This is a genomic window from Achromobacter sp. Marseille-Q4962 (assembly GCF_943737005.1).
Classification (GTDB): domain Bacteria; phylum Pseudomonadota; class Gammaproteobacteria; order Burkholderiales; family Burkholderiaceae_B; genus Achromobacter.
The window spans coordinates 89,296-113,795 of sequence record NZ_CALSFU010000002.1; the positions used below are offsets into that span (position 1 = coordinate 89,296).

24 protein-coding genes and 1 riboswitch are annotated in these 24,500 nt (G+C 68.3%); of the genes, 14 read left to right on the forward strand and 10 right to left on the reverse strand.

What is annotated here, in order from left to right:
• The first annotated feature begins 12 nt into the window (after positions 1–12).
• Positions 13–1,071 carry an Ldh family oxidoreductase gene (locus NGJ44_RS02135; protein ID WP_251862963.1) on the forward strand — a complete coding sequence of 353 codons (1,059 nt, stop codon included), beginning with the start codon at positions 13–15 and terminating at the stop codon, positions 1,069–1,071.
• Here the strand turns inward: NGJ44_RS02135 and NGJ44_RS02140 are convergent.
• The 3 genes from NGJ44_RS02140 to groES all read right to left on the reverse strand — a co-directional run bounded on the left by NGJ44_RS02140 (position 1,034) and on the right by groES (position 4,134).
• Positions 1,034–1,954, reverse strand: a complete 921-nt coding sequence (locus NGJ44_RS02140; RefSeq protein WP_053244224.1) for a YihY/virulence factor BrkB family protein — start codon at positions 1,952–1,954, stop codon at positions 1,034–1,036. The genes NGJ44_RS02135 and NGJ44_RS02140 overlap by 38 nt on opposite strands.
• 214 nt (positions 1,955–2,168) lie before the next feature.
• Positions 2,169–3,809, reverse strand: coding sequence for a chaperonin GroEL (gene groL / locus NGJ44_RS02145; protein WP_053244225.1), 1,641 nt, complete (start codon positions 3,807–3,809; stop codon positions 2,169–2,171).
• Positions 3,810–3,846: 37 nt separating this feature from the next.
• Positions 3,847–4,134, reverse strand: a complete 288-nt coding sequence (gene groES / locus NGJ44_RS02150; RefSeq protein WP_053244226.1) for a co-chaperone GroES — start codon at positions 4,132–4,134, stop codon at positions 3,847–3,849.
• A 423-nt stretch (positions 4,135–4,557) separates the two neighbouring features.
• On the opposite strand from groES, the gene NGJ44_RS02155 reads away from it, so the two are divergent.
• The 4 genes from NGJ44_RS02155 (at position 4,558) to arsB (ending at position 7,281) form a co-directional block, all read left to right on the forward strand.
• On the forward strand, positions 4,558–5,211 hold the full coding sequence (locus NGJ44_RS02155; protein WP_053244227.1) for an alpha/beta fold hydrolase: 654 nt from the start codon (positions 4,558–4,560) through the stop codon (positions 5,209–5,211).
• Between the two features lie 97 nt (positions 5,212–5,308).
• Positions 5,309–5,635 (forward strand): ArsR/SmtB family transcription factor, encoded by a 327-nt coding sequence (locus NGJ44_RS02160; protein WP_053244228.1) that lies wholly within the window; start codon positions 5,309–5,311, stop codon positions 5,633–5,635.
• A 60-nt stretch (positions 5,636–5,695) separates the two neighbouring features.
• Complete coding sequence (locus tag NGJ44_RS02165) at positions 5,696–6,202, forward strand: arsenate reductase ArsC (RefSeq protein ID WP_251862964.1); 507 nt, start codon at positions 5,696–5,698, stop codon at positions 6,200–6,202.
• Positions 6,202–7,281: an ACR3 family arsenite efflux transporter gene (arsB, locus tag NGJ44_RS02170; RefSeq protein WP_251862965.1), complete on the forward strand. Its 1,080-nt coding sequence runs from the start codon at positions 6,202–6,204 to the stop codon at positions 7,279–7,281. Before NGJ44_RS02165 ends, arsB begins: the two co-directional genes overlap by 1 nt.
• Before the next feature lie 30 nt (positions 7,282–7,311).
• On the opposite strand, the gene NGJ44_RS02175 is transcribed toward arsB, so the two are convergent.
• Both NGJ44_RS02175 and NGJ44_RS02180 read right to left on the reverse strand, forming a co-directional pair.
• Positions 7,312–8,226: a beta-keto acid cleavage family enzyme gene (locus tag NGJ44_RS02175; RefSeq protein WP_053244231.1), complete on the reverse strand. Its 915-nt coding sequence runs from the start codon at positions 8,224–8,226 to the stop codon at positions 7,312–7,314.
• Positions 8,227–8,287: 61 nt separating this feature from the next.
• Positions 8,288–9,496 (reverse strand): ABC transporter substrate-binding protein, encoded by a 1,209-nt coding sequence (locus NGJ44_RS02180; RefSeq protein ID WP_082308242.1) that lies wholly within the window; start codon positions 9,494–9,496, stop codon positions 8,288–8,290.
• 183 nt (positions 9,497–9,679) lie between these two features.
• Between NGJ44_RS02180 and NGJ44_RS02185 the strand changes: the two genes are divergently transcribed.
• Complete coding sequence (locus NGJ44_RS02185; protein WP_235489025.1) at positions 9,680–10,399, forward strand: Crp/Fnr family transcriptional regulator; 720 nt, start codon at positions 9,680–9,682, stop codon at positions 10,397–10,399.
• 229 nt (positions 10,400–10,628) lie between these two features.
• Positions 10,629–11,645 carry a LysR family transcriptional regulator gene (locus NGJ44_RS02190; protein WP_082308243.1) on the forward strand — a complete coding sequence of 339 codons (1,017 nt, stop codon included), beginning with the start codon at positions 10,629–10,631 and terminating at the stop codon, positions 11,643–11,645.
• Here NGJ44_RS02190 and NGJ44_RS02195 read toward each other — a convergent pair.
• The 5 genes from NGJ44_RS02195 to NGJ44_RS02215 form a co-directional block, all read right to left on the reverse strand.
• Positions 11,560–12,369: an aldolase/citrate lyase family protein gene (locus NGJ44_RS02195; protein ID WP_251862966.1), complete on the reverse strand. Its 810-nt coding sequence runs from the start codon at positions 12,367–12,369 to the stop codon at positions 11,560–11,562. The two genes, NGJ44_RS02190 and NGJ44_RS02195, sit on opposite strands and share 86 nt — an antisense overlap.
• 61 nt (positions 12,370–12,430) lie before the next feature.
• A complete protein-coding gene (locus NGJ44_RS02200) occupies positions 12,431–14,173 on the reverse strand; it encodes an ABC transporter permease (RefSeq protein WP_082308244.1) in 1,743 nt (580 codons plus the stop codon).
• Between the two features lie 3 nt (positions 14,174–14,176).
• Complete coding sequence (locus tag NGJ44_RS02205) at positions 14,177–15,241, reverse strand: ABC transporter ATP-binding protein (protein WP_053244235.1); 1,065 nt, start codon at positions 15,239–15,241, stop codon at positions 14,177–14,179.
• A gap of 31 nt (positions 15,242–15,272) precedes the next feature.
• Entirely contained in the window at positions 15,273–16,331 is a 1,059-nt protein-coding gene (locus NGJ44_RS02210) for an ABC transporter substrate-binding protein (RefSeq protein ID WP_053244236.1), read from the reverse strand.
• Positions 16,332–16,752: 421 nt separating this feature from the next.
• Positions 16,753–17,649, reverse strand: a complete 897-nt coding sequence (locus NGJ44_RS02215; RefSeq protein WP_053244237.1) for a LysR family transcriptional regulator — start codon at positions 17,647–17,649, stop codon at positions 16,753–16,755.
• Between the two features lie 108 nt (positions 17,650–17,757).
• On the opposite strand from NGJ44_RS02215, the gene NGJ44_RS02220 reads away from it, so the two are divergent.
• The 7 genes from NGJ44_RS02220 (at position 17,758) to NGJ44_RS02250 (ending at position 24,486) form a co-directional block, all read left to right on the forward strand.
• Entirely contained in the window at positions 17,758–18,354 is a 597-nt protein-coding gene (locus NGJ44_RS02220) for an amino acid synthesis family protein (RefSeq protein WP_251862967.1), read from the forward strand.
• The gene (locus NGJ44_RS02225) at positions 18,351–19,142 is read left to right on the forward strand and encodes an alpha/beta fold hydrolase (protein ID WP_251862968.1); all 792 of its coding nucleotides are present in this window, start codon (positions 18,351–18,353) and stop codon (positions 19,140–19,142) included. The genes NGJ44_RS02220 and NGJ44_RS02225 overlap by 4 nt, the downstream gene beginning before the upstream one ends.
• Positions 19,143–19,176: 34 nt before the next feature.
• Positions 19,177–20,145 carry a Bug family tripartite tricarboxylate transporter substrate binding protein gene (locus NGJ44_RS02230; RefSeq protein ID WP_251862969.1) on the forward strand — a complete coding sequence of 323 codons (969 nt, stop codon included), beginning with the start codon at positions 19,177–19,179 and terminating at the stop codon, positions 20,143–20,145.
• Between the two features lie 78 nt (positions 20,146–20,223).
• Positions 20,224–20,315: riboswitch (TPP riboswitch) on the forward strand.
• A 70-nt stretch (positions 20,316–20,385) separates the two neighbouring features.
• Positions 20,386–21,468 (forward strand): LuxE/PaaK family acyltransferase, encoded by a 1,083-nt coding sequence (locus tag NGJ44_RS02235; protein WP_251862970.1) that lies wholly within the window; start codon positions 20,386–20,388, stop codon positions 21,466–21,468.
• A complete protein-coding gene (locus NGJ44_RS02240) occupies positions 21,465–22,952 on the forward strand; it encodes an acyl-CoA reductase (protein ID WP_251862971.1) in 1,488 nt (495 codons plus the stop codon). Before NGJ44_RS02235 ends, NGJ44_RS02240 begins: the two co-directional genes overlap by 4 nt.
• An 8-nt stretch (positions 22,953–22,960) precedes the next feature.
• The gene (locus NGJ44_RS02245; protein ID WP_053244242.1) at positions 22,961–23,725 is read left to right on the forward strand and encodes an ABC transporter ATP-binding protein; all 765 of its coding nucleotides are present in this window, start codon (positions 22,961–22,963) and stop codon (positions 23,723–23,725) included.
• Positions 23,722–24,486 (forward strand): ABC transporter permease, encoded by a 765-nt coding sequence (locus tag NGJ44_RS02250; RefSeq protein ID WP_053244243.1) that lies wholly within the window; start codon positions 23,722–23,724, stop codon positions 24,484–24,486. The genes NGJ44_RS02245 and NGJ44_RS02250 overlap by 4 nt, the downstream gene beginning before the upstream one ends.
• Positions 24,487–24,500: the final 14 nt, after the last annotated feature.

Here is a 24,500-nt window from a genome sequence, read left to right on the forward strand (position 1 = left end):
GGCGCAAGCATCATGCGGGAGACGCTGCGCATCGCCGCTTCCGACTGGGAAACCTGGGCCGCCGCCTGCCTGCGCGCCCAGGGTTTCACCGAAGACGACGCGCTCCTGCTCGCGCACAGCCTGGCGCAGACCAGCCTGTGGGGCATCGATTCGCACGGCATCGCGCGCCTGCCGCACTACCTGGCGCGCGTCGCCCGGGGTTCCATCCTGCCCCGGCCCGACGTGACCGTCCGGCGCACGGCGGCCGGCACCGCGCAACTGCACGGCGGGCGCGGCCACGGCATCGTCCTCGCCCACCGCGCCTGCAGCCTGGCGGCGGAGCTCGCCGCGGAGGCCGGCATCGGCGCCGTCGGCGTCGGCGACAGCTCCCATTGCGGCGCCATCGGCCTCTACAGCCGCGCCATCGCCCGGCGCGGCCTGATCGGCATGGCCTTCACCCATTCCGACGCCATCGCCGCGCCGCACGGCGGCAAGCGGGCTTTTCTCGGCACCAACCCGCTCTCTTTCGCCTTTCCGCAAGCCGGCGGCGAACCCCTGTGCCTGGACATGGCCACCACTTCCATCGCCTGGAACCGCGTCATGAACGCGCGCCGCGACGGCGAGCCGCTGCCGGGCGGCGTGGCCCTGGACGGCGACGGAACGGACTGCGCCGACCCGGCGGCCGTGCGCGCGCTGCGCCCCTTGGGCGGCCCAGCCTACGGCTACAAGGGGTACGGGCTCGCCCTCATGATCGACCTGCTGTGCGGGCCGCTGAACGGCAACCCCTGCGGGCCGCGCATCCCGCCGATGTACGAAGACCTCGAACGGCCGCGCGAACTCGGCGCGTTCTTCATTGCCATCGACCCGGCGCGCTTTGCCGGCGGGGCCGTCCTGGCCGCCGCCGTCGCCGCCATGGCGGCCGAACTGCGCGGCGAGCCCGGCGGACCGCGCCTGCCCGGCGACCCCGAGGCCCAGGCGCAGGCCGAGCGCAGCCGGCACGGCCTGCCGGTTCCCGATGCGCTGTGGAAAGACATGGGCGCGTGGAGCGCCCGGCTCAATGTGCGTCTTCCGGAGCGCCTGGCGCAGCGCTGACCGGCTCCGTCCTGCCGAACCGCAGCGCGAACTGCCGCGTGAACACCGCCCCGAAAAAGAAAATCTGCGCCGAATAGTAGATCCACAGCAGCAGCGCGATCAGCGACCCCGCCGCTCCGTAGGCCGACACGGCCGCGCCCCGGCTCAGGTACAGGCCGATGGCCCACTTGCCCACCAGGAAAAGCGCCGCCGTCACCACCGACCCCGGTATCACGTCGCGCCAGGAAATCGTCGCGCTGGGCAGGAGCTTATAGATCACCGCAAACAGCGCCACCACGATGCAGAACGAAAACGCCGACGACAGCCATTGCGCCGCCATCGCCAGCTGCGAGGCCGCCCAGAGATCGCCGTAGTACTTGCTCGCGGCCCCCAGCGCCGCATTCGCCGACAGCGAAATCAGCAGGAACACCGCCAGCACCAGCACCAGCCCGAACGACAGCATCCGGCTGCGCACCATGCCGTGCAGCCCGCCCCGCGCATTGGCCGAGGCGTCCCACAGATCATCCAGGCTTGCCTTCAGCTCCGCGAACGCCGTGGTCGCGCTGAAAATCAGCACGAAAATCGAGATCAGCGCCGCGATCCAGCCCTTGCCCGACTCATGCGCGCTGGCCAGCACCGTCTGTATCACCTCCGCCCCGCGCTCGCCCGTCAGGTCGCGCAACTGCGCGAACAGCTCCGACCGCACCGCGTCTTCGCCAAAAAACGCGCCCGCCACCGCGATCACCAGGATCAGCATCGGCGCCAGAGAGAACACCATGTACAGCGCCAGCGCCGCGCCCTTGCTCGACGCGCGATGGGCGGACCATTGCTTGGCGGAATCCATCAGCAGCCCCCAGATCTCGGAGGGGCGCAGCGCACGCAGCAGGTGGGAGGGCAGACGCATGGAACAGGCTCGCAGACTGGAAGCCTTCATTGTAGGGACGCATGCTTGCGCCCGACACTGTCAGATTGTTGGAAAACGTACGCGCGGCGCCCCGGGGCCGGCCGCGGTCTTGTCCGCGCAAAAAAGAAAACCCCCGGGGGCGAAGGACCCGGGGGTTCTCAGGATTTGCTCGGCCCGGGCAAGCCCGGGCCTGGCAGGGCCGTGACGGCGGGACTTAGAAGTCCATGCCGCCCATGCCGCCCATGCCGCCGGGCATGGCCGGGGCAGCGGGCTTGTCTTCGGCCAGTTCGACCACGGCGGCCTCGGCCGTCAGCAGCAGGCTGGCCACGGACGCGGCGTTCTGCAGGGCGGTGCGGGTCACCTTGGTGGGATCCAGCACGCCTTGCTCGACCAGGTCGGTGTACTCGCCGGTCGCGGCGTTGTAACCGTAGTTGCCCTTGCCGTTCAGCACGTTGTTCACCACCACGCTGGCTTCTTCGCCGGCGTTGGTGACGATGGTGCGCAGCGGCTCTTCCACGGCGCGCAGGATCAGCTTGATGCCGGCGTTCTGGTCGGCCGTTTCGCCCTTCAGGTCGGCAATGGCCTGCTTGGCGCGCAGCAGCGCAACGCCGCCGCCAGCCACCACGCCTTCTTCCACCGCAGCGCGGGTCGCGTGCAGGGCGTCTTCGACGCGGGCCTTCTTTTCCTTCATTTCGACTTCGGTGGCAGCGCCCACGCGGATCACGGCAACACCGCCGGCCAGCTTGGCCACGCGCTCTTGCAGCTTCTCGCGGTCGTAGTCGGACGTGGCTTCCTCGATCTGCACGCGGATCTGCTTCACGCGGGCTTCGATCGACTTGCTGTCGCCGGCGCCGTCGATGATCGTGGTGTTTTCCTTGCCCACTTCGATGCGCTTGGCCTGGCCCAGATCCTGCAGCGTGGCCTTTTCAAGCGACATGCCGGTTTCTTCCGAGATCACCGTGCCGCCCGTCAGGATGGCGATGTCTTCCAGCATGGCCTTGCGGCGGTCGCCGAAGCCCGGAGCCTTGACGGCGGTGGTCTTCAGGATGCCGCGGATGTTGTTCACCACCAGGGTGGCCAGGGCTTCGCCCTCGACGTCTTCGGCGATGATCAGCAGCGGACGGCTCGACTTGGCCACTTGCTCCAGCACCGGCAGCAGGTCGCGGATGTTGCTGATCTTCTTGTCGAAGATCAGGACGTACGGATCGTCCAGCGCGGCGACTTGCTTGTCGGGGTTGTTGATGAAGTAGGGCGACAGGTAGCCGCGGTCGAACTGCATGCCTTCCACGACGTCCAGCTCGTTTTCGAGCGACTTGCCGTCTTCGACGGTGATGACGCCTTCCTTGCCGACCTTGTCCATCGCGTCAGCGATGATCTGGCCGATGGAGCTGTCGCTGTTGGCCGAGATGGAGCCGACCTGGGCGATTTCCTTGCTGGTCGTGACCGGCTTGGACTGCTTCTTCAGTTGCTCGACGGCGGCGGCCACGGCCTTGTCGATGCCGCGCTTCAGGTCGATGGGGTTGAAACCGGCGGCAACGTACTTCAGGCCTTCCTGAACGATGGCCTGGGCCAGCACGGTGGCGGTGGTGGTGCCGTCGCCGGCGTTATCGGAGGTCTTGGAGGCAACGTCCTTGACCAGTTGCGCGCCGATGTTCTCGAACTTGTCCTTCAGTTCGATCTCCTTGGCCACGGACACGCCGTCCTTGGTCACGGTCGGGGCGCCGAACGAGCGCTCCAGCACGACGTTGCGGCCCTTGGGGCCCAGGGTGGTCTTGACAGCGTTGGCGAGGACATTCACGCCACGGACGATGCGCACGCGGGCGTCGTCGCCGAACAGTACTTGCTTGGCAGCCATTGTTAGCTTCCTTCCTAGATTCTTCGGTTAGGCAGTATTACTGGATCACGGCGAGGATTTCGTCCTCGCGGATGACGAGCAGTTCTTCGCCATCGACCTTGACGGACTGGCCGGCGTACTTGCCGAACAGCACCTTGTCGCCCGCCTTCAGGTCGACCGGCAGCACCTTGCCGTCTTCGGTCTTCTTGCCCGGGCCGACGGCGATGACTTCGCCTTGGTCCGGCTTCTCAGCGGCGCTGTCAGGGATGACGATGCCCGAGGCAGTCTTGCGCTCGTTGTCCAGGCGTTTGACGATCACGCGATCGTGCAGGGGACGCAGGGCCATGGGGGAACTCCTGTATCTATAGAAGATGTTGATCAGTTCGGTTAGCCCCGGCGAAGCGTTGTTAGCACTCGCCGGTGTCGAGTGCTAATTATAGGGATGAGTTCCGAGGGTTCAAGGGGTGGGATGGGGTTGTTACATTTTGATAAGAATGGAGGGCCTGAGCAGTTCCGCCAAGTGGATCTCCGGCAGACTTCACTCGAGGGATTCTTGGCATTTTGGCGCGCCATCCTATGTGATGGGGCAAGCCTGGTGGGATACCCAATGCATCTGGCGCCTCACCGACCGGCTCTGATGCCTCGCCTGCTCAGATTTATCTGGCCCGGGGATGCCCACGAAGGTGTACTGTTCCCGTCTGGAGAGCTTGGTTTGCGAGGCGACCCTGCGCGCGCCGGTTCGACACGCACCTCCGAGAGGGTAGAGCAAATGGCGAGATTCATTCTGGTGCCGGGCGGCTGGCACGGGGGCTGGGCTTTCGATGCCGTCGGCGAGGCGCTGTCGGGCGAAGGCCACGACGTGCAGGCGCTCACGCTGTCGGGGCTGGGCGACGAACCGGCGGCGGGCGTTAACCTCGACCGGCACATCGACGAAGCGGTGCAGGCGATACGCGGAGGCGATGCGCCCGCCATTCTGGTCGGGCATTCATACGGGGGCATGGTCGTCACGGGCGCGGCGGACAAGGAGCCGTCGCGCCTGAAGGCGCTGGTGTACGCCGATGCCTACGTACCGGATGACGGCGCGTCGGTCTGGTCGCTCACCACCCGCAATTACCGGGACCGCTTTATTGCGGGCGTGGCCGCCGACGGTCTGAACTGCGCGCCCGCGGCGCACCTCGACAGGCGGTGTCGTCCTCATCCCATCGCCACTTTTCTGCAGGCGATCAGGTTGACGGGCGATTGGCGCAAGGTCCGCAGCAAGGCTTTCATCGCCGCGTTCGGATGGGAGGGAAGCCCGTTCATTGAGCAGTACGAACGCCTGCGGCAGGACCCCGAATGGGCCACGTATCGCCTGGATTGCGCGCACGATATTCCAAGGCTGGCGCCCGAGGCTTGCGCGAGGATTCTGCTGGAGTACGCGTAGGGCGCACCGGCCTGCGGGCTGTTCGCCAATGCCGCAGGACTGCCCGGTTTCCCTGTCGCGGCGAACATTAATTCAATAAACGTTGTATTATCGAATCATGAATGAAGATCAGGCTGTCTTCGCGCTGGGGGCCCTGGCTCATGCCCAACGGCTGCGGGTCTTCCGCGCCCTGGTCGTGGCGGGCCCGGCCGGCCGGACGCCCAGCGACCTTGCCGATGAGCTGGGCGTCGCTCGCAATACGCTGTCGTTTCACCTGAAAGCGCTGTCGCATGCCGGCCTGGTTTCGGTGGAGCAGCAAGGCCGCAACCTGATTTACCGCGCCGACTTTTCCCGGATGAACGGATTGCTTGGCTATCTGACCGAGTATTGCTGCCAGGGCGAGCCTTGCGAAGTGTCTGCTCCCGGGAGTTGCGCGTCGTGTTGATGTGCCTGTCCATACAGGCCGTCCCAGCCGGAGACGGCCCGCCTGCCGCCAGGAGCGCCGATGTTGCACTCTCCCTATAACGTGCTGTTTCTCTGCACGGGCAATTCCGCCCGTTCCATTCTTGCCGAAGGCCTGCTCAATGGCCTGGGCTGCGTGCGCTTCTGGGCGTACTCCGCGGGCAGCGCTCCCAGGGGCGAGGTTCATCCGCTCGCCCTGGCCACGCTGCAGTTCTACGCCCTGCCCACCGACGGCTATCGGAGCAAGAGCTGGGACGAGTTCGCGGCTCCCGGCGCGCCGAAGATGGATTTCATCATCACGGTCTGCGACCACGCGGCCGGCGAAACCTGTCCCGTCTGGCCCGGCCACCCGATGACGGCGCATTGGGGCATTCCCGACCCCGCTGCCGTCGAAGGAGACGAAGACGAGCGCCGGAAGGCATTCCACGACACGGCGCGCGTGCTCAAGCGGCGTATCGGGCTTTTTGCGCGCCTGCCGTTCGAGCGCCTGGATGCGCTGTCGCTGCAGGCCGAATTGGGCGGCATTGGCCGGATGGCGGGAGCAGCCTGATGTCGTTGCGCTGTCACACGGCGCCCGCTCCGGGGCCGCGCGCCGGCATGGGCGTCTTCGAACGCTACCTGTCGCTGTGGGTATTTTTCTGCATCGTGCTCGGGGTCGTCCTGGGTCGGCTCATGCCCGCGGTTTTCCAGGCGATAGGGCGCCTCGAAGTCGCGCAGGTCAATTTGCCCGTCGGAGCCCTGATCTGGGTGATGATCGTTCCCATGCTTCTGAAGGTGGATTTCGGGGCGCTGGGCCAGGTCCGGCAACACTGGCGCGGCATGGGCGTGACCCTGTTCATCAACTGGGCGGTGAAGCCGTTTTCGATGGCGTTCCTGGGCTGGCTGTTCGTGCGCCAGGTGTTCGCACCATGGCTGCCGGCCAGCGAGTTGGACAGCTATGTCGCCGGACTGATCCTGCTGGCCGCGGCGCCCTGCACGGCCATGGTTTTCGTGTGGAGCAGGCTTACTGGCGGCGATCCGGTCTTTACGCTGTCTCAGGTGGCGCTGAACGACCTGATCATGGTGTTCGCCTTCGCGCCCATCGTGGGCCTGCTGTTGGGCCTCTCGTCCATTACCGTGCCCTGGGATACGCTGCTCGTGTCCGTGGGGCTGTACATCGTCGTCCCGGTCATTCTCGCCCAGCTGTGGCGCCGCTCGCTGCTGCGCCGCGGGCAGGCGGCCTTCGAGGCCGCTCTGGCGCGCATCGGGCCTTTTTCCATGGCTGCGCTGCTGTCGACGCTGGTGCTGCTGTTCGCGTTCCAGGGCGCGGCCATCATCCGCCAGCCGCTGGTGATCGCCATGCTGGCGATGCCTATCCTGGTCCAGGTCTTCTTCAACGCCGGGCTTGCCTATTGGCTCAACCGCCGGGCGGGAGAGCGGCACAGCGTTGCGTGTCCGTCCGCACTGATCGGGGCGTCCAACTTCTTCGAGCTGGCCGTCGCGGCCGCGATCAGCCTGTTTGGGTTCCGCTCGGGCGCCGCGCTGGCCACCGTGGTCGGCGTGCTGGTCGAGGTGCCGGCGATGCTGCTGGTCGTGCACCTGGTCAACCGGAGCAAACGCTGGTACGAGGCGGGCGCCGGCCGGAAGTGAGGGGGGCGGGCGGCGGCTTGCAGCGTATGCTCACACCGCGAATTCCGGCCGGGGGCCGTCGGTGCGCGGCAGGCCCATGATCTCCCTCGCCTCGGCCGGGGTGGCCGGCTCCATGTCCAGCTCGCGGATGATGCGCACGATGCGTTCGGTGAGCTGCACGTTGCTGGCCAGCTCGCCGTGGCGGTAGTAGAGGTTGTCTTCCAGCCCGACGCGGGCGTGGCCGCCCAGCAGCAGCGCGCTGATGTTCGCCTCGAGCTGCGACGGGCCGATGCCGCTGACGCAGAAGACGCTGTTCCTGGGCAGCAGGTCGACCATCATTTGCAGATGGCGCGGCGAGAAGGGCATGGCGTTCTGGAAGTTGCGGTGCACGTTCATGACCAGGTTGATGAAGGGCGGCCCGTCGTCCAGGCCCTCGTTGATGAGGGTGGTGGCGTCCTGGATGATGTGGGTGGGGCTGAACACCTCCCATTCGGGCTTGATGCCGCGCGCCTTCATGCCGGCGGCGAGTTCGCGCGCCTTGCTGAGCGGCGTGTTCATCAGGTATTCGCGGTCGCCGAAGGCCAGGTTCAGCGTGGTGGCGTCGAGCGTGCACATCTCGGCGCCCGCGTCCATGCCTTTGAGCCGTTCTTCCCACAAGATCTCCCAGGTGCCGGGCGAGGTTTCTTTCACCATGTCGCCGTGCACGCCGCCGCCGGTGGAGTTGTTGAGCACAATGTCGCAGCGATCGCGGATAAGCCGGTTCATTTCGCGGTAGATCGACGCGTCGCAGGTGGCCTGGTCGTCGGGCCGGCGCGCGTGCAGGGCGGCCACGCTGGCGCCCGCGTTGTAGCAGCGGTAGACGTCTTCGGCGATTTCGGCGGGCTGGGTGGGAAGGCGGGGGTTCTGGCTCTTGAATGCCATGCCCCCGGTCGGGGCGATGGTGACGATTACTTTGCGTTTTGCCATGGGGGGCTCTCTCGGGTGTGTGTCGGGCGGGACCGCGCGGGGGCGGGCGCGCGGGTGCTGCTCATTTCCACAGCGCGCAGCGGCTCTCGGCCTTTTTCGTGAAGGCTTCGTTGCCGTCGATGGTCTGCACGACGTTGAAATAGTCCCAGGGTTCCTTGGACTGGCCGGGCGTCTTGACCTGCAGCAGGTACATGTCGTGCACGACCCGGCCGTCGGGGCGCACCACGCCGTCCTTGAGATAGATGTCGTTCAGCTTGTTGGCGCGCAGGTACGCGAGCACCTGCTCGGCGTCGTCGGTGCCGGTGGCCTTGACGGCGCGCAGGTATTGCAGCGTCGCGGAGTAGTCGGCGGCCTGCAGCGAGGAAGGCATGGCCTTGTGCCGCTTGTAGAACTCGCGGCTCCAGGCGCGGGCGTCGTCCGAGCCGTTCCAGTACCAGCTATCCGTGAGGTACATGCCCTGCGCCGTCGGCAGCCCCAGGGCGTGGATGTCGTTGATGAACATGATCAGGCCGGCCAGCTTCATGGTCTGCGTGACGCCGAACTCGTTGGCTGCCTTGATCGCGTTGGTGGCGTCGGCGCCGGCGTTCGCCAGGGCCAGGATTTCGGCCTTGCTGCCTTGCGCCTGGAGCAGGAACGAGGAGAAGTCGCTCGCCGACAGCGGATGGCTGACCGAGCCCAGCACGGCGCCGCCCGCGGCCTGGACCACGCGGGTCGTGTCGGCCTGCAGGGCGTGGCCGAAGGCATAGTCCGCGGTCAGGAAGTACCAGGTCTTGCCGCCCGTCTTGACCACGGCGCCGCCGGTGCCGCGCGCCTGGGCGACGGTGTCGTAGGCGTAGTTCAGGGTATAGGGCGTGCACTGCTCGTTGGTGAGCGCCGGGGCGCCGGCGCCGACCACGATGATGGGCTTCTTCTTCTCGGCGGCCACGCGCGACATGGCGAGCGCCGCGCTGGAGTTCGTGCCGCCGATCAGCATGTCCAGGCCCTTTTGGTCGAACCATTCCCGCGCCTTGGCCGACGCGATGTCGGCCTTGTTCTGGTGGTCCGCGGTGAGCAGCTCGATTTTCCTGCCGTCGATCGCGCCGCCCATCTCCTCGATGGCCATCCTGATGGCTTCCACGCCGCCGGGGCCGTCCGGGCCCGAGTACACGCCCGACAGGTCGGTGATGAACCCGATCCGGATGACGTCGTCCGAAACCTGAGCATGGGCAACGCCAGGCCCTGCGGACAGGGCGGCGCAGCAGACTGCGGCGGCGGACATCGCGCGCGACATTGACAACATTCCTGTCTCCTCTTATGTTTTTTGGCCCGACGGGCTTCCTTATTCTGTGGCCGGGTCTGTCGCGCAGACAGTCACCATGGTGACAAAGAACCCTAGGGTTTACCTGGGCCAGGCCACGTGGCCGGCGATGAGGAAGCGATGCGCATGGCGTCTGCGGACACGGGGGAGCAACCATTGAGCGCGCGGCAGCGGCAGGCGCAAAACGCGGTGGACACGATGCTGGGCGTCGTGCCCTGGTACAACGGCCTGCCGGACGCGGAGCGCGCGGAAATCCGCGCCGCGCTCCGCATGGTGTCGCTCAGGGCGGGCGAGTACCTGTTTCGCGCGGGCGAGCGCTCGCCCGGCTGGTACGGCGTGGTGGATGGGCTCGTGAAATGGTCGTCGCGCGGGGCCGACGGCAAGACGCTGTCGCTCGCGGGCTTCAGCACGGGAAGCTGGTTCGGCGAGGCCACCATGATCCGGGGCGCGCGTTTCGAGTACGAGGTCGTGGCCTTGCGGCCGAGCCGCGTGGTGATACTGCCGCGCGACACCTGCGAGCGGCTGTGGAACAACAACATCGCGTTCACCAAGACCTTGATGGAACATCTGGCGCAGCGGGTGGACTGGCTGATGGCGAGCTACACCGGCAATGTGCTGCTGGACGTGGACACCATGGTGGCGCGCGCCGTGGCGGCGCAGCTCGCGGCGCAATCGCATTCGGACACCAGCGGGCGCCTGCGGATGTCCCAGGAGGAAATCGCCAGCCTGTGCGGCGTGTCGCGCCAGCGCTGCAATGCGGCATTGATGCGGCTGGCCCGTGCCGGCGTGTTGCGCACGCACTATGGCGGCCTCACCGTTCTCGACCGTGACGCGCTGCACCGACAGGCGGAGATCGAGCGCAAATCCGTGGAATAGGGGGCGGACGCACGCGCCCGGACCGCGGGACCGCACGGCCCATGCGCCTCCTGCGCGGCATTTCGACAGTACACTTTTCCACAGGCTGGGCCGCTCCGCGGCGGCGCAAGCCGGGCAGGAGGAGGATCGGCGCCCGGCCCGCATTCGGGCCGGTCATGGGCGATCTTCGCGGCATTGGCCGCGCATGCTGCGCAATGATGCGCGAATCGCGTCACAAGGGGTAGTTGCCATGTCTATCCATTTCGATCTCACGGATATGCAGTTGTTCATCAACATAGGCGATTCCTCCAGCCTGACGCGCGGCGCGGAGAAGTCGCACCTGTCCGCGCCCGCGGCGAGCATACGGATCAAGAATCTGGAAGACGCCTTCGGCACCCGGCTGCTCTACCGCACGCACCAGGGGGTAACGCTGACCCCAGCGGGCGAGGCGCTGAAGCGGCACGCCCACGCCATGATGGCCCAGGCCGAGCGCGTGCACACCGACATGCAGCAGTTCGAGCGCGGTGCGCGGGGGCTGATCCGGATAATGGGCAACACCACTTCCATGGCCGATGTGATGCCCGCCGTGCTCGGGCGCTTTCTGCCGCTGCATCCGGACGTGGACATCGAGGTGCGCGAGCGGCTGAGCCACCAGATCGTCAAGGCGATCGCGGAAGGGGCGGCGGACCTGGGCGTGGTGGGAGGACGTCCGCCCTGCGAAAACCTGCAATTCCTGCCGTGCCGCGAGGACAACCTGGCGCTCATCGTGCCGCATGGCCATCCCCTGGACGGCCGCGCGGAGGTGGCGTTTTCCGACACGCTGGACTACTGCTATGTCGGACTGTCGGAATGGAGCGCGATCCATTCCTTTCTGGTGCATACCGCGGCCAGCGTGGGCAGGCCGTTCAGGTTCCGCGCCGAGGTGGGAAATTTCGACAGTGTTTGCCGGCTGGTGGAGGCCAACGTGGGTATCGGCGTCATAGCGCGGTCGGTGGCCGACGCCAGCGCCCTTACCCGGAAGATCTCGGTGATCCGGCTCTCGGACGGCTGGGCGGCCCGCAGGCTCAACGTCTGCATGCGCAGCCTGGACGAGCTTGAGCCGTTCGCGCGGGAACTGGTCGATATGTTCGTCGAGGAATCCGCCGGCGGCCAGCGGCGCGGGCAGCCCCGCGCGGGCGGCGTCAATCCAGCCCCAGGTCTGCGCGCACGCGGGGCAGGAACTCCATCATGGCCACCTGGAGCAGGAACTGGGCGCCCTGGATCATGATGAAATTGAAGCCGGCGTCGTGCAGCCGCTTTACGCGCTGGCGCATTTCGTCCAGCGTATAGGCGTAGCTGGTGTTGGCGCCCAGCATGATGTCGCGTTCGCGCGCTTTCCTCACCGCCTTGTCCACCATCCGCCACAGCTCGGGAGCGTCGAAGTTCGGTTTCTTGGCATTGCCGCCCAGCACCTTGCTCAGGTCGGTCATGGCGAAGAAGAACATTTTCAGGTCGGGCAGGTCCAGTATGTCGTCGAAGTCGTCGATGGCCCCCTGGCTTTCCATGTGAGGAATGATGTAGGTGGACGCGGCCATTTCGTCCGTGCGCGCGGCCCACTCGCTGCCGCTGAAAGGGTGCACCCACAAGGCGCGGCGATGCCAGTCTTTGGCGATCTCCAGGGCTTCGGCGATTTCCCGCAGGCCGGAGTGCGAAATCAGCACGTATTCCGCTCCAATGCCCTGGAGGCGCGAAAGGTCCACGCCGATGCGCGCGTCGTAGCCGTGCCAGGGGTTGGTATGCATGCGCACCACCGGCGTGATGCCCGACCCTTCGCAGGCGCGGATCATGTTCTGCACGTCGCGGAAGTCCATGCCGGTGAACATCATGTCGATCATGATCCAGTCCAGGCCCAGGTGCGCGCACAGTTCGACGGTTTCCGGGTCGTTGGCCCAGACGCCCAGCGCCGTGCGGCCGGACTGCATGGTTTCCATCAGAAGGTTTTTCGGTTTCATCGCACTTTCTCCATTGAATGATGCCCGCCACGCATGGGCGGCAGTAAACGGGAAACGGATCTCAGGCCGGCGTCAGGGGGCGCAGCGCGCGGGGCGCGGCGCGGCGGCGCAGAACCAGCTTGAGCGCGGCCATGAACGCCATGCCCACCGCCATCTGCAGCAGGGAATAGCTGGCCAGTCGGGAGAAGTCCCCCACGTTCCAGGCCTCGAAGGCCAGCACGGAGAACGTCCGGTTCTGGGCCGTGTAGAGCACCACCACCATGGACAGCTCGGTCATGAAGAAGCTGAACAGCAGCATCCAGGCCGCGATGATGCTGGGCAGGATCAGCGGCAGGGTGATGCGCGTGAAAGTGCGGATCGGCCCGTATCCGCAGATGCGCGCGCTTTCCTCCAGCTCTGGATGGACCTGGACCAGGCTGGCGGAGATGGAGCGCACGGCATAGGCGGTGAAGCGCCCCACGAAGGCCAGGATGATGATGAGCATGGTGCCGTAGACGGGCAGCGGCAGGCCGATCCACACCAGCATGAATCCCACGCCGAAGGCGATGCCCGGAACCGAGATCGGCAGCAGCACCAGGTATTCGAGCAGGTCGCGGCCGGGCAGGCGGGTGCGCACCACCGCCCAGGAGATGAGGATGCCCGCCACGGTGGCGGCCGTGGCCGAAAGCACGGAGATCGTCACGCTGTTGCGCAGGGTGAACCACACGTCGTCGGTGGACAGCGCGGCGAGCATGTTGGCCAGATCGTATTGGCCCGACCAGGTGTAGCGCGAGCACGCGGCCGCCACCAGGACGGCGATCGGCGCCAGGATCGTGCCCGCGACATAGAGCAGCGCCAGCCCGCTGGCCGGCCAGCGCCAGGCGCCCAGGCCCAGCAGGGCGGGCCGGTAGCCCTTGCCGCTCACGGTGACGTACGAGCGTCCCCGGAGGGCCGCGTGCTGCAGCCACGTGGCCAGGCTGGACAGCAACAGCAGGTAGATGGCCAGCACCGCCATCACGCCATAGGCCGGCGGCACCTCCTGGGAGCTGATCCAGATGCGCGAAGTCAGCATCAGGATCTGCCGCGCCCAGCCCAGCACGACCGGCGTGCCGAACAGCCCCAGCGCAATCGTGAAGGCCAGCGCGGCGCCCGACAGGATGGCGGGCGCCAGCAGCGGCGCCGTGATGCGGCGCGCCGTCTGCAGCCGCGTCAGGCCGCACACCTGGGCGGCCTCTTCCAGGCTGGGGTCCATGCTGCGCAGGCTGGCGGCCACGATCATCATCACATAGGGCGCCAGGTACATTCCGATCACCAGCAGGATGCCAGTGAGACTGTAGACGTCGAGCGCGCCCGGCAGCCCGGCGGAGACGAGCAGGCGGTTCATGATGCCGCTGCGCGGCGCCGCCAGCAGCGACCAGGCCACCGCGCCGACAAAGGGCGGTATGAAGATGGGAAGCTGGCAGACCCACTCCAGCATGGCGCCGCCGGCCGCGTCGGTGCGCACGAACAGCCAGGCCAGCACGACGCCGATGGCGGTGGCGACCAGCGATGCGCCCAGCGACACCAGCAGCGTGTTCCACAGCGCGACCCAATAGACTTCGCCGCCCAGCACGGCCTCGAAATAGCGGCTGGTGAAGCGGATGCCGCCGCCGTCCAGATCGACCACCGAGCGGTACAGGATGGAGGCCAGGGGCGCGACGATCAGCGCGGTCACGAACACGCCTAGCAGCAGCGTGTACAGCAGCATGGGCAGCTTTTGCCGCAGCGCGCCGCCGGCGGCGGTCTGGAGCGATTCCGGGGACGGCGGGGTGGCGCGGGTCAGCATGGGCTACTCCCGCACGATCCCGATGTCGCCGGGGCGCACCGCCAGCCCAATCTGCTCGCCCGGCTGGCGCAGTTCGCCGTCCAGCTGCACGGCGAGCATGCTGCCGGCATCGGTCGCGACGCGGTACTCGGTGCGGTCGCCGACGAAACTCGCCTGCTCGATGCGGCCGCGCAGCACGTCCGGCCCGTCGGCGTCCACGATGCGCCATTTTTCCGGCCGGATGCACAGCCGCGCGCCTTCGGCGGGCCGCTCGCGCAGCCCGGTGCGCAGCACGGCGCCGCCGGGCAGCACCACTTCGGAGGCGTCGCCGGCGCTCCTCCAGTCGAATTCCCCGATCAGGTTCGCGCGCCCCAGGAACTCGGCGGCATAGCCGCTGGCGGGATGGTCATACACGTCCTTGGGCGCGCCCTTCTGCACCACGCTGCCGTTGCGATACAGGTAAAGCGTATCGGCAAGAGACATGGCCTCTTCCTGGTCGTGCGTGACGAACAGGATGGTGCGGCCCAGCCGCTTCTGCAGGTCGCGGATCTCCGAGCGCATGGCCACGCGCAGCCGGGCGTCCAGGTTGCTGAGCGGCTCGTCCATCAGGATCACCGGCGATTCGGACACGATGCAGCGGGCCAGCGCGACGCGTTGCTGCTGTCCGCCCGAGAGCTGCGTCGCGTTGCGCGCCGCATAGGCGTCCAGGCCCACCAGTTCCAGCGTGGCCGTAACCGCCTGGCGGATGCGCCGCCGGTCGACGCCTGCCGCGCGCAAAGGCAGGCCGACGTTGTCGAACACGGTCATGTGCGGCCAGATGGCATACGACTGGAACATCATCGAGACGTTGCGCCGCTCCGGGGCTACCCATACGGCGGGCCTTTCCTGATAGACCGTGCGGCCGTCGATCTGGATGCGGCCGCCCGAAGGGCGCTCCAGGCCGGCGATGCAGCGCAGCGTGGTGGTCTTGCCGCAGCCGCTGGGCCCGAGCAGCACCGAGATGCGCGCCTGGTCGAAGGTTTCGGTCACGCCCTGCAGAACGCGGCTGGGCCCGAACGCCTTTTCCAGGCCCTGGAGGACGATGGACATGAGTAGGGATTGCCTGGGAACGGGGGCTGGGCTATTGGATGCCGGTGGCGCGCTTCCACATGCCGATGAGCTTTTCCTGGTCGCGCAGCGCCGCGGCGATGTCCAGCGGAAGCGTCTTCACCGACGCCAGCTCAGGCATGCCGCGCGGCGGGGCGGAACCGTTGCGCAGCGCATATTCGTTGGCCTTCTGTACGATGTCCTGGACGTCGCTCATCATGAAATCCACGAACAGCCGGGCCGCGGCCGGGTGCGGCGCATCCTTGAGCACCGCCACCGAGAACGGCGTGGCCACCGTGCCGGATTTCGGCACGATGAACTCCAGCGGCGCGCCCTTGGCGACCGCGCCGCTGTAGTGGTTGTTGACCACGTAGAACATCAGCGGCCGTTCGCCCGACAGCAGCTTGGAAAGACCCGCCGGCGTGGTCGGCGTCAGCTCCGCTCCGGACTGGACCAGGCCCCGGTAGATGGACATGGTCTTTTCTTCGCCGAAGTTCTGGTACAGCGCGGCGAGCAGCGAGAACGCGGCCGACGAGGTGCGCGGATCGTAGAACGTGATGAGGTTTTTCCAGTCGGGACGGGGATTGGCGAAGTCGAACCAGTCCTGCGGCGGCTGCACGCCGTCCAGATAGCTCTTGTTGGTGGCGATGCCGAGGATGAGTTCCTTGACCCGCTGGAAGTCCTTGCCTTCCGGCGCCGCGGACGCCGGGAAGTTCTTCAGTTCGGGAGAACGATAGGGCGCGAGCAGCCTTTCGTCCTGCATGCGGGTCAACACGTCTTCCAGCGAGAAGAAGACGTCGGCGGCCTGCTTGCGCGCGCCCCGCTCGGTGACGTGGCGGTTATAGATCTGCCAGCAACCCGCCAGGTAGGAACTGACCTGGATGCCGGGATAGCGCTTCTTGAACGCTTCCAGGTAGACCGGCGTCTGGGGCGGATCGCAGCCGTACACCACCAGGCTGCCTTCCTTTCTGGCGGCGGCTTCGAGCTCAGGGTCCGCCGCCCGGGCGGACTGGCCGCCGGTCAGGGACAGCCATGCCAGCAACAGCGGCAACAACAGGGCGCGCACGCCCTTGTTCGACAGGAACGCAACCATGGCTTTCTCCGGCATCTGTCGAGAACCGTCGCGCTGTCTCGACGCGGCCCCAGTATGGTCGAAGCCGGTTGCGCCCGGAATTTGAAATAGCGGAACGCGGCGTTAGCGGGGCGCTAATTTCGGATTCATGGAGGGGGCTCGCGGCGCTTGATGCGGGCCGTCGCATTTGGATGGCCCGGAGCTGTGAAATTGTGTGTCCAGGGCGGCCGCGCGAGGCCCGGCGGGATGCCGCTGCGAGACGGCGCCCATATGCGTCACGTCATACCGCGGCGCGGCCAGCGCGGCCAGCGGATGTCCGGCTGGGCGGAACGGCTCAAACGCGACGAAGCACGATTGCGCGCGCGCTATCTGGGCTCGCTCTGCCTGGGTGGAGTAAAAGCTGTCGCGGCGTCGAGGCACGATGGGAGTCGCCCCGGCGTCGTCATCGGCGCAATGCCCGCGCCGGTTCTCCCATCAGTTCCACCAGCAACCCATACATGGACTGCGCGGCGGGCGAAAGCGTTTGCCCGGGCCGGGTGAGCAGGCCCACCGTCCGGGCAATGACCGGCCGGTGCAGGCGCACGAATGCGAGCCTGTGCTTGCGTGCGGGCCGGGCCAGCATGGGCAGGATGGTGACGCCCAGGCCGGCCCGCACGCTGGCGATCAGGGAGGCGCGGTTGGTGACGACCATGCCGGGGTCGGCGATCCAGGGCGGAATGTCGGGATGGCGCAGCGCCTCGAAAGTGGCGTTGCCGATCAGCCGTTCTCCTTGCAGCGCTTCCCAGTCCACCGGCTGCGGCAGCCTGGCCAGGCGGTGCGAGGCGGGGCAGATGATGCCGAACTCATCGAGCGCCAGGGGGCGGAACTCCAGCCGCGGGTCGTCGGCCAGCAGGCCGGCGATGCCGATGTCGGCTTCGCCGCTCAGCACCATCTGGCGCACGGCCTGCGAAGGGATGTCGACGGCGCGCAGGCGCACGCGCGGCCATTGGCGCGCGTAGCGGGAGAGGATGTCGGGCAACCACTCGTCGGCCAGCGAGGGCATCACCGCCAGGGCCACCGAGCCTTGCCGGGCCTGGGCGAGTTCGCTGGCTTCCAGGCGGACGCGGTCGTGCACGGCCAGCAGCTCGCGGAACAGCGGCAGCAGGCTCAGGCCGAGCGGCGTGGGCAGCGCGCGCTTGCCGGGTTCGAACAGGGGGGCGCCGACCTGCCGCTCCAGATCGTCCATGGCGGCCGACACTGCGCCCTGGGACCGGAACGTGGCGCGGGCCGCCGCCAGAAAGCTGCCGCTGTCCACGGCGGCCACGAACTGGCGGAGGTGCTGGATCTTGAAGGGCTCCATGGCGAAACTCGCGGCTTAATTTGGATTTTCTGAATTTTATTTTCATTAATTTGATTTGCCAAAACTTCCCGGCCCCCCGACCATAACGCTGCAACCAAGGGAGGCCACATGGCACTGGAAGTACGCAAAGTCGTTTCCTACATCGAGGAGACGCGCATCGAAGGCGGCAAGGAGGCGGCCCGGCCCTTGCTGATGATCCTGAGCGCCGCCGTGGTGAAGAATCCGTGGGCGGGCAAGCCGTTCACCGAAGACCTGCGCCCGGAGATCCTGCGCATCGCGCCGCCGCTGGGCGAGCTGCTGGTCGGGGAAATTCTGCGCCACGCGGGTTCGGGCGAGCGCGTCGAGGGCTATGGCAAGGCCGCCGTGGTGGGCGCGGACGGAGAGGTGGAGCATGCGTCGGCGCTGATCCACACGCTGCGTTTCGGCAACAAGTACCGGAATGCGGTGGGCGGCACCAGCTACCTGAGTTTCACGAATTCGCGCGGCCCCATGGGCTGCCCGATCGTGGTGCCGATGATGCACAAGAAAGACGAGGGCATGCGCTCGCATTACCTGACGGTGCAGACCACGATTGCCGATGCGCCTGCCGCGGGCGAGATCGTCGTGGCCCTGGGCGCGAGCGTGGGCGGGCGGCCGCATCACCGTATCGGCGACCGCTACCAGGACATGCAGGAACTGGGCGCGCAGCCCGGCGGGCAGGCATGAATCCGCTGAGCGGCGTGTCGCGCAGCGGCTCGGGCGCGCCCGTGGTGCTGATTCACGGGGTGGGGCTGGATCGCGGCATGTGGGACGAGCTTGCGCTGGCGCTGGACGGCGTCTGCGAAGTGATCCGCTACGACATGCTGGGCCATGGCGCGACGCCGTTGCCGGACGGGCAGCCCGATCTGGACGCGTATGTGGCCCAGCTGGAAGCGGTGATAGACGGCCTGGGCCTGCAACGGCCTTGCGTGCTCGGCTATTCCATGGGCGGTCTGGTGGCGGGGCGCTTTGCGGCCCGGCATCCCGGCAAGCTGGGCAGGCTGGTGCTGATGAGCACGGTGTTCCGGCGCGATGCGGCGGAAATCCAGGCGGTGCAGGCCCGCTTGCGGCAGGCCGAGAGCGGCGACCGCGAGGCCGCGGCCGATGCCTCCGTCGAGCGCTGGTTTTCGCCGGCGTTCCGCCAGGCGCGCCCCGGACGCGTGGCCGCTTTCAGGCGGCGCCTGCTGGACAACCGGCAGCCGGACTTCCTGGCGGCATACCGCCTGTTCGCCGCCGGCGGCGACGTCTTGCCGCAGGCCGCGCCCCGCATCGCGTGCCCGACGCTGGTGATGACCGGCGCGCAAGACCCGGGCTCCACGCCGCGCATGGCCGCGGAGCTGGCGACGGCCATTCCCCGCGCCATGCTGGACGTGGTGCCGGAGCAGAAGCACATGCTGCCGGTCGAGAACGCGCCGAGGGTGGCGGCGGCGCTCGAAGCTTTCCTGGACGGCAGGGCGGTCGGCCAGGCCGCCTGATCCCGTCCGCACGCATAAAGAAAGGAGACAACTCATGGAACGCAGACAAATGCTCGCGGCGCTCGGGGCCCTGGGCACGCTGGCCTGCCTGGGCGGGCTGCGCGCGCAGGCGGCCGCGGCGCCGCTGCACGTGATCGTGCCGTTTCCGCCGGGCGGCGGCACCGACGTGCTGGGCCGCGCGCTGGGCTTCAGCCTGGAGAAGCTGCTGGGCCGCACGGTCGTGGTGGAAAACAAGCCGGGCGCCAGCGGCATCGTGGGCGCGGAGTACGTGGCCAAGTCGGCGCCGGACGGCAATACGCTGCTGTTCTCGGGGCTGGTGCCGTCGGTCCGCTACTACAGCCGCCCGGTTTCGCAGATCGGCGCGGAGCTGAAGCCCGTGTGCATGATCGCGCGCTCGCCCTATCTCGTGGTGGTCAATCCCAAGGCGCCCGCCCGGACGCTGCAGGAGCTGGTCCAATGGGCCGGACGCTCTCCGGGCGACCTGACTTTCGGGTCGCCGGGCAATGCCACGCCGCAGCACCTGGCCACCGAGCGGTTCCGCAGCCGGGCCGGCATCGACGTGCTGCACGTGCCGTATCGCGGCACCGGGCCCATGATGACCGATCTGCTGGGCGGGCAGATCCAGTTCGTTTTCGCCACGGTGGCGGCGGCCGAGCAGCATGTGCAGTCCGGCCGCCTGCGCGCGCTGGCGGTGACCAGCGCCGGGCGGCTCGACCGCCTGCCCGACGTGCCCACGGTGGGCGAGGCGGGTTTCCCGGGCTTCGAGGCCGAGATCGCGTTCGGCACCTATGTGGCCGCGGGTACGCCGGACGATGCGGTGGCCGCCTTGAACCGCGCCATCAACCAGGCGCTGACCGACGCCGGCGTGCGCGCCAGGCTGGTGGAGCAGGGGTTCGTGCCGGTCGGCGGCACGCCGGCGGACCTGGAAAAGCGCCTGGTGGCCGAGGTGCAGGCAATCTCCGAGCTGCTGCGGTCGGGCCGGGTCCGCATCGACGCCGCTTGAGGGGCGGCGGTTTCGATAGCGGGACGGCGCGCCGCCGCTGTCCCTATTTAGGCGCCCTCGTCATTGCGGGTTAACATTGCGCTTGCTCCGGGGTGCACGCCAGTGCTGAGATCCAGACCCGCGAACTTGACCCGGTTCATGCCGGCGTAAGAAGAGCATTGACCTCGACGAGGGGGCGCATGCCGGCGCCGCCGGCACGGGCGGGCTTCGGAGCTTCCAGGTACAGGAACACGAAAGCCCATGAACTACGCCGAACCGCCGGTCGCGGACATTCTCGAATTCATCGCCCAGGACGGCTGCATCGACGAGCAGTTCGACCGGCTCGCGCTGCGCCTGTTTGCGTATCAGTACGGCGCCAACGCCGCCTACCGCGGTTTCTGCCAGCGCCGCGGCGCCACGCTGCGCACGGTAAAGACGTGGAGCGACATCCCGCCGGTGCCCATCGACGCGTTCAAGGCGATGGAGCTGCGCTGCGAAGCGCCTTCGCCGGCGGAGCGCGTATTCATGACCAGCGGCACCACGCGCGCCGACACGCGGGGGCGGCACTTCCATCCGCGGCTGGACGTCTACGACCTTTCCATGACGCGCAACTTCGCGCGGCGCTTCATGCAGGGCGCGGAGCGCCTGCCGATGGGCATTCTTTTCCCCGATGAGATCGCCATGCCGAACTCTTCGCTGGCGCATTATCTGGCGCTGGCCAAATCCGGGTTCGGCGCGGCCGGCAGCCGATACTTCATGTCGCCGCAGGGCATCGACCTGGACGGCCTGTGGCAGGCGCTGGAGCAGGCCGAGCGGCAGGGCGAGCCTTATGCGCTGCTCGGGGCGAGCTACGGCTTCGTGCACGTGATCGACGCGATGCGCAGGCAAGGCCGCTCTTTCCGCCTGCCGCCGGGCAGCCGCATTCTCGATACGGGCGGCTACAAGGGGCAGTCGCGCGAGCTGCCGCTGGACGACTTCTACTCGTCGCTTTCCGAGCTGCTGGGCGTGCCGCGCGCGCTGTGCATCAACATGTACGGCATGACCGAGCTGAGCACCCAGTTCTACGACGACGGCAATGCCGTCGTGCCGTCGGTGAAGTCGGGGCCGCACTGGATACGGTCGCGCCTGGTGGACCCGGCCACGGGCCGCACGGTGCCGGCCGGCGAGCGCGGGATCCTGGCGCATTGCGACCTGGGCAACTTCAACTCGGTCAGCACCATCCTCACCGAGGACGTGGGCCAGCCGGCCGAGGGCGGGTTCCTGCTCCTGGGGCGGGCCGGGGGCGCGCAGGCCAAGGGCTGCTCGCTGGCGGTCGAAGAATTCATCCGGTCGGCCGCGCCATGAACACGCGCCGGGTCGAGGCGGGTTATCTGCCCGGGCTGGCCGCGGCCGAGGTCCAATGGCAGGCGCTGTCTTTCGAGCGGGACGGCGAACGGCTCGAGGTGGCCGTGCCGGTGCTGTCCGCGCCGCAGATGGAGGCCCTGGCCGCGCGCGTGCGGCGCGCGAGCGCGCAGCATCTGAAGACCATGACGGTGTCGGAGATCATCGCCGTGATCGACCGCGCCGTCGGCCGGCTGCTGGACCGCGACGATCCCTACCGCCGGCGGGCCGACGCGCTGCTGCCGTTCGTCAGCGGCTATGACGCCGAGATGGTCCGCCTGGGACTGACCGGCTTGCTCAAGACCTTTCGCGCGCCGCAGCTGCATCGTTTCGTGGCCGAGGATTTCCCCAACCCGAAGGTGCTGGACGGCTTCCAGCCCGCGGCCAAGGGCGGCGCGGTGCGCGCCTACGGTCCGGGGCTGCTGGCGCACACCTGGGCCGGCAACGTGCCCGCGCTGGCGCTGTGGAGCCTGGTCTGCGGGCTGCTGGTCAAGGCCGGCAGCATTGGCAAGGTGCCCAGCGCCGAGCCGCTGTTCGCCGGCTGGTTCGCGCGGTTGCTGGCCGAGGCGCATCCGCCGCTGGCCGATTGCCTGGCAGTGGTGTGGTGGCGCGGCGCGGGCGGCGATGAAGCCGACGCGCTCTATGCGCAGGCGGACGCCGTGGTGGCCTATGGCGGCAACGAGGCGCTGCAGGCCATCCAGCGCCGCCTGCCGGTCACCACGCGCTTCCTCGCCCATGGCCACAAGCTGGGCTTCGGTGTGGTGAGCGCGGCGGCGCTGGACGCCGTGAACGCCCCGGCCGTGGCCCGGCGCGCCGCCTGGGACGTAATGCGCTACGACCAGCAGGGCTGCTACTCGCCGCACATGTTCTACGTGCAGCGCGGCGGCGCGGTGGCCCCGCGCGAATTTGCCGGCTACCTGGCCGGCGAGCTGGCCAACCTGCAGCGGCGCTATCCCCGCCGCGCGCTGGACCTGGAAGAGTCGGCGGCGCTCGCGAAATGGCGGCAGTCCATCGAATGGAAGGCGGCGGGAGCCGGCGACGCGCTGCTGGGCGATCCCGGCGCGGCGTGGACCGTGGTTTACGCCGACGCGCCGCAGGAGCTGGCGCCCACCGCGACGCAGCGCAGCATCGTCGTCGCGGCCATCGGCTCGCTGGACGAGGTGGCCGCCGCCGTGGCCGGCCGCGCCTTGGCCGGCCGCGCCTTGGCCGGCCGCGCCAGCTTTCTCCAAACGGCTGGGGTGGCGGCGGCGCCCGAGGAGCTGTACCGGCTCGCCGAACAGCTGGGCGCGGCGGGCGTTACCCGCATCAGCGCCCTGGGCGCCATGAGCGTACCCGAGGCGGGCTGGCATCATGATGGCCGCTTCAACCTGCTCGACCTGGTGCGCATGACCGAGATCGAGCAGTCGGCCGAAGCAGCGGCCGAGCCCTACGCGCCCTACGAGCCATGAGCCGAGTCATGAGCGCGGTCGCGGCCATGCCGTTTCTCGACATCCGGGGCGTCAGCTACGGCTACCCGGGCCGGCCGGCCGTCGTGGACGGCATCGACTGGCGGCTGGAGGCCGGCGGTTTTCATTGCCTGGTCGGGCGCAGCGGCTGCGGCAAGACCACGCTGCTGAAGCTGGCGGCGGGCCTGCTGGCGCCGCGGTCGGGCCGCATCGTGCGGGCGGACGGCACGCCGGCCGCGCCCGGTCCGCAACTGGGCTATATGTTCCAGGCGCCCACGCTGCTGGAATGGCGCCGCGTCATCGACAACGTGCTGTTGCCCGTTTCGCTGCAGCGCCGCCCGCTCGCCGCCGACCTCGAGCGCGCCCGGGGCCTGCTGGACATGCTGGGGCTGTCCGGCCATGCGCAGCACTACCCGAGGCAGCTGTCCGGCGGACAGCAGAGCCGCGCGGCGCTGGCGCGCGCCCTGATCCTGGAACCGGCGCTCCTGCTGCTGGACGAGCCCTTCGCGGCGCTGGACGCCATCACGCGCGGCGAGCTGCAGGACGACCTGATGCGGATGTGCCGCCTGCGCAGCACGACCGTGCTGTTCGTGACGCACGATATCGGCGAGGCGGTATACCTGGGCGACCGCGTGGGCGTCATGCACCGGGGCCGCCTGGTGGCCGACATCCCGGTGAGCCTGCCCGCGCCGCGCACGCCGGCCATGCGCCACGAGGCGGCCTTCAACCAGGCCTGCGCGCGTGTCTTCCAGGCCATGACCGGAGACGGGCCATGAAGCGGGCGTTGAATCCGCGCGTCCTGGCCGCGGCGCTGTTCGCGGCGCTGCTTGCCATCTGGGAGCTCACCGTGCGGCAGGCCGGCATTTCGGCGCTGGTGCTGCCCGCGCCCTCGGCCGTGGTCCGCACCTTGTGGACCACCCTGGGCTCGGGCTATCTGTGGCCGCACATCGGCGCGACCCTGGCCGAGATGCTGCTGGGGCTGGCGCTGGGCGGCGCGGCAGGCCTGGCGATGGGCGTGGCCCTGGCCGAATCGTCCCTGCTCGATCGCATGTTCAAGCCCTACGTCGTCGTGAGCCAGGTCGTGCCCAAGCTGGCGCTGGCGCCGCTCTTCGTGCTGTGGTTCGGATTCGGCATGCTGCCCACCATCGTGATGACCGCGCTGATCTGCTTTTTCCCCTTGATGGAGAACACGCTGACCGGCCTCGGGCAGGTCGATCCCAACCGGCTGCAATTGTTCCGCATGCTGGGCGCGTCGCGCGCGCAGACCCTGCTGCGCCTGAAGCTGCCCGCGGGCCTGCCTGGCATCCTGGCCGGCTTGCGCGTGGCGGTGGTGCTGGCGCTGGTCGGCGCGGTGGTGGGCGAATTCATCGGCGCCAGCCGCGGGCTGGGGGCGGTCATCATCGCCGCGCAGGGCATGATGGACACGCCGCTCATGTTCGCGGCGCTGACCGTCATCGCCTGCATCGGCCTGCTGTGCTATCAGGCCGCGCTCATGCTGGAAAGGCGCCTGCTGCGCCCCTATGCGGATCATTCATGACACACACCAGGAAT

What these genes read in the sequence shown, in the direction of transcription:
- NGJ44_RS02135 (WP_251862963.1), top strand. Translation starts at nt 13, where the DNA reads ATGCGGGAGACGCTGCGCATCGCCGCTTCCGACTGGGAAACCTGGGCC.
- NGJ44_RS02140 (WP_053244224.1), bottom strand. Translation starts at nt 1,954, where the DNA reads ATGCGTCTGCCCTCCCACCTGCTGCGTGCGCTGCGCCCCTCCGAGATC.
- groL (WP_053244225.1), bottom strand. Translation starts at nt 3,809, where the DNA reads ATGGCTGCCAAGCAAGTACTGTTCGGCGACGACGCCCGCGTGCGCATC.
- groES (WP_053244226.1), bottom strand. Translation starts at nt 4,134, where the DNA reads ATGGCCCTGCGTCCCCTGCACGATCGCGTGATCGTCAAACGCCTGGAC.
- NGJ44_RS02155 (WP_053244227.1), top strand. Translation starts at nt 4,558, where the DNA reads ATGGCGAGATTCATTCTGGTGCCGGGCGGCTGGCACGGGGGCTGGGCT.
- NGJ44_RS02160 (WP_053244228.1), top strand. Translation starts at nt 5,309, where the DNA reads ATGAATGAAGATCAGGCTGTCTTCGCGCTGGGGGCCCTGGCTCATGCC.
- NGJ44_RS02165 (WP_251862964.1), top strand. Translation starts at nt 5,696, where the DNA reads ATGTTGCACTCTCCCTATAACGTGCTGTTTCTCTGCACGGGCAATTCC.
- arsB (WP_251862965.1), top strand. Translation starts at nt 6,202, where the DNA reads ATGTCGTTGCGCTGTCACACGGCGCCCGCTCCGGGGCCGCGCGCCGGC.
- NGJ44_RS02175 (WP_053244231.1), bottom strand. Translation starts at nt 8,226, where the DNA reads ATGGCAAAACGCAAAGTAATCGTCACCATCGCCCCGACCGGGGGCATG.
- NGJ44_RS02180 (WP_082308242.1), bottom strand. Translation starts at nt 9,496, where the DNA reads ATGTCGCGCGCGATGTCCGCCGCCGCAGTCTGCTGCGCCGCCCTGTCC.
- NGJ44_RS02190 (WP_082308243.1), top strand. Translation starts at nt 10,629, where the DNA reads ATGTCTATCCATTTCGATCTCACGGATATGCAGTTGTTCATCAACATA.
- NGJ44_RS02195 (WP_251862966.1), bottom strand. Translation starts at nt 12,369, where the DNA reads ATGAAACCGAAAAACCTTCTGATGGAAACCATGCAGTCCGGCCGCACG.
- NGJ44_RS02200 (WP_082308244.1), bottom strand. Translation starts at nt 14,173, where the DNA reads ATGCTGACCCGCGCCACCCCGCCGTCCCCGGAATCGCTCCAGACCGCC.
- NGJ44_RS02205 (WP_053244235.1), bottom strand. Translation starts at nt 15,241, where the DNA reads ATGTCCATCGTCCTCCAGGGCCTGGAAAAGGCGTTCGGGCCCAGCCGC.
- NGJ44_RS02210 (WP_053244236.1), bottom strand. Translation starts at nt 16,331, where the DNA reads ATGGTTGCGTTCCTGTCGAACAAGGGCGTGCGCGCCCTGTTGTTGCCG.
- NGJ44_RS02215 (WP_053244237.1), bottom strand. Translation starts at nt 17,649, where the DNA reads ATGGAGCCCTTCAAGATCCAGCACCTCCGCCAGTTCGTGGCCGCCGTG.
- NGJ44_RS02220 (WP_251862967.1), top strand. Translation starts at nt 17,758, where the DNA reads ATGGCACTGGAAGTACGCAAAGTCGTTTCCTACATCGAGGAGACGCGC.
- NGJ44_RS02225 (WP_251862968.1), top strand. Translation starts at nt 18,351, where the DNA reads ATGAATCCGCTGAGCGGCGTGTCGCGCAGCGGCTCGGGCGCGCCCGTG.
- NGJ44_RS02230 (WP_251862969.1), top strand. Translation starts at nt 19,177, where the DNA reads ATGGAACGCAGACAAATGCTCGCGGCGCTCGGGGCCCTGGGCACGCTG.
- NGJ44_RS02235 (WP_251862970.1), top strand. Translation starts at nt 20,386, where the DNA reads ATGAACTACGCCGAACCGCCGGTCGCGGACATTCTCGAATTCATCGCC.
- NGJ44_RS02240 (WP_251862971.1), top strand. Translation starts at nt 21,465, where the DNA reads ATGAACACGCGCCGGGTCGAGGCGGGTTATCTGCCCGGGCTGGCCGCG.
- NGJ44_RS02245 (WP_053244242.1), top strand. Translation starts at nt 22,961, where the DNA reads ATGAGCGCGGTCGCGGCCATGCCGTTTCTCGACATCCGGGGCGTCAGC.
- NGJ44_RS02250 (WP_053244243.1), top strand. Translation starts at nt 23,722, where the DNA reads ATGAAGCGGGCGTTGAATCCGCGCGTCCTGGCCGCGGCGCTGTTCGCG.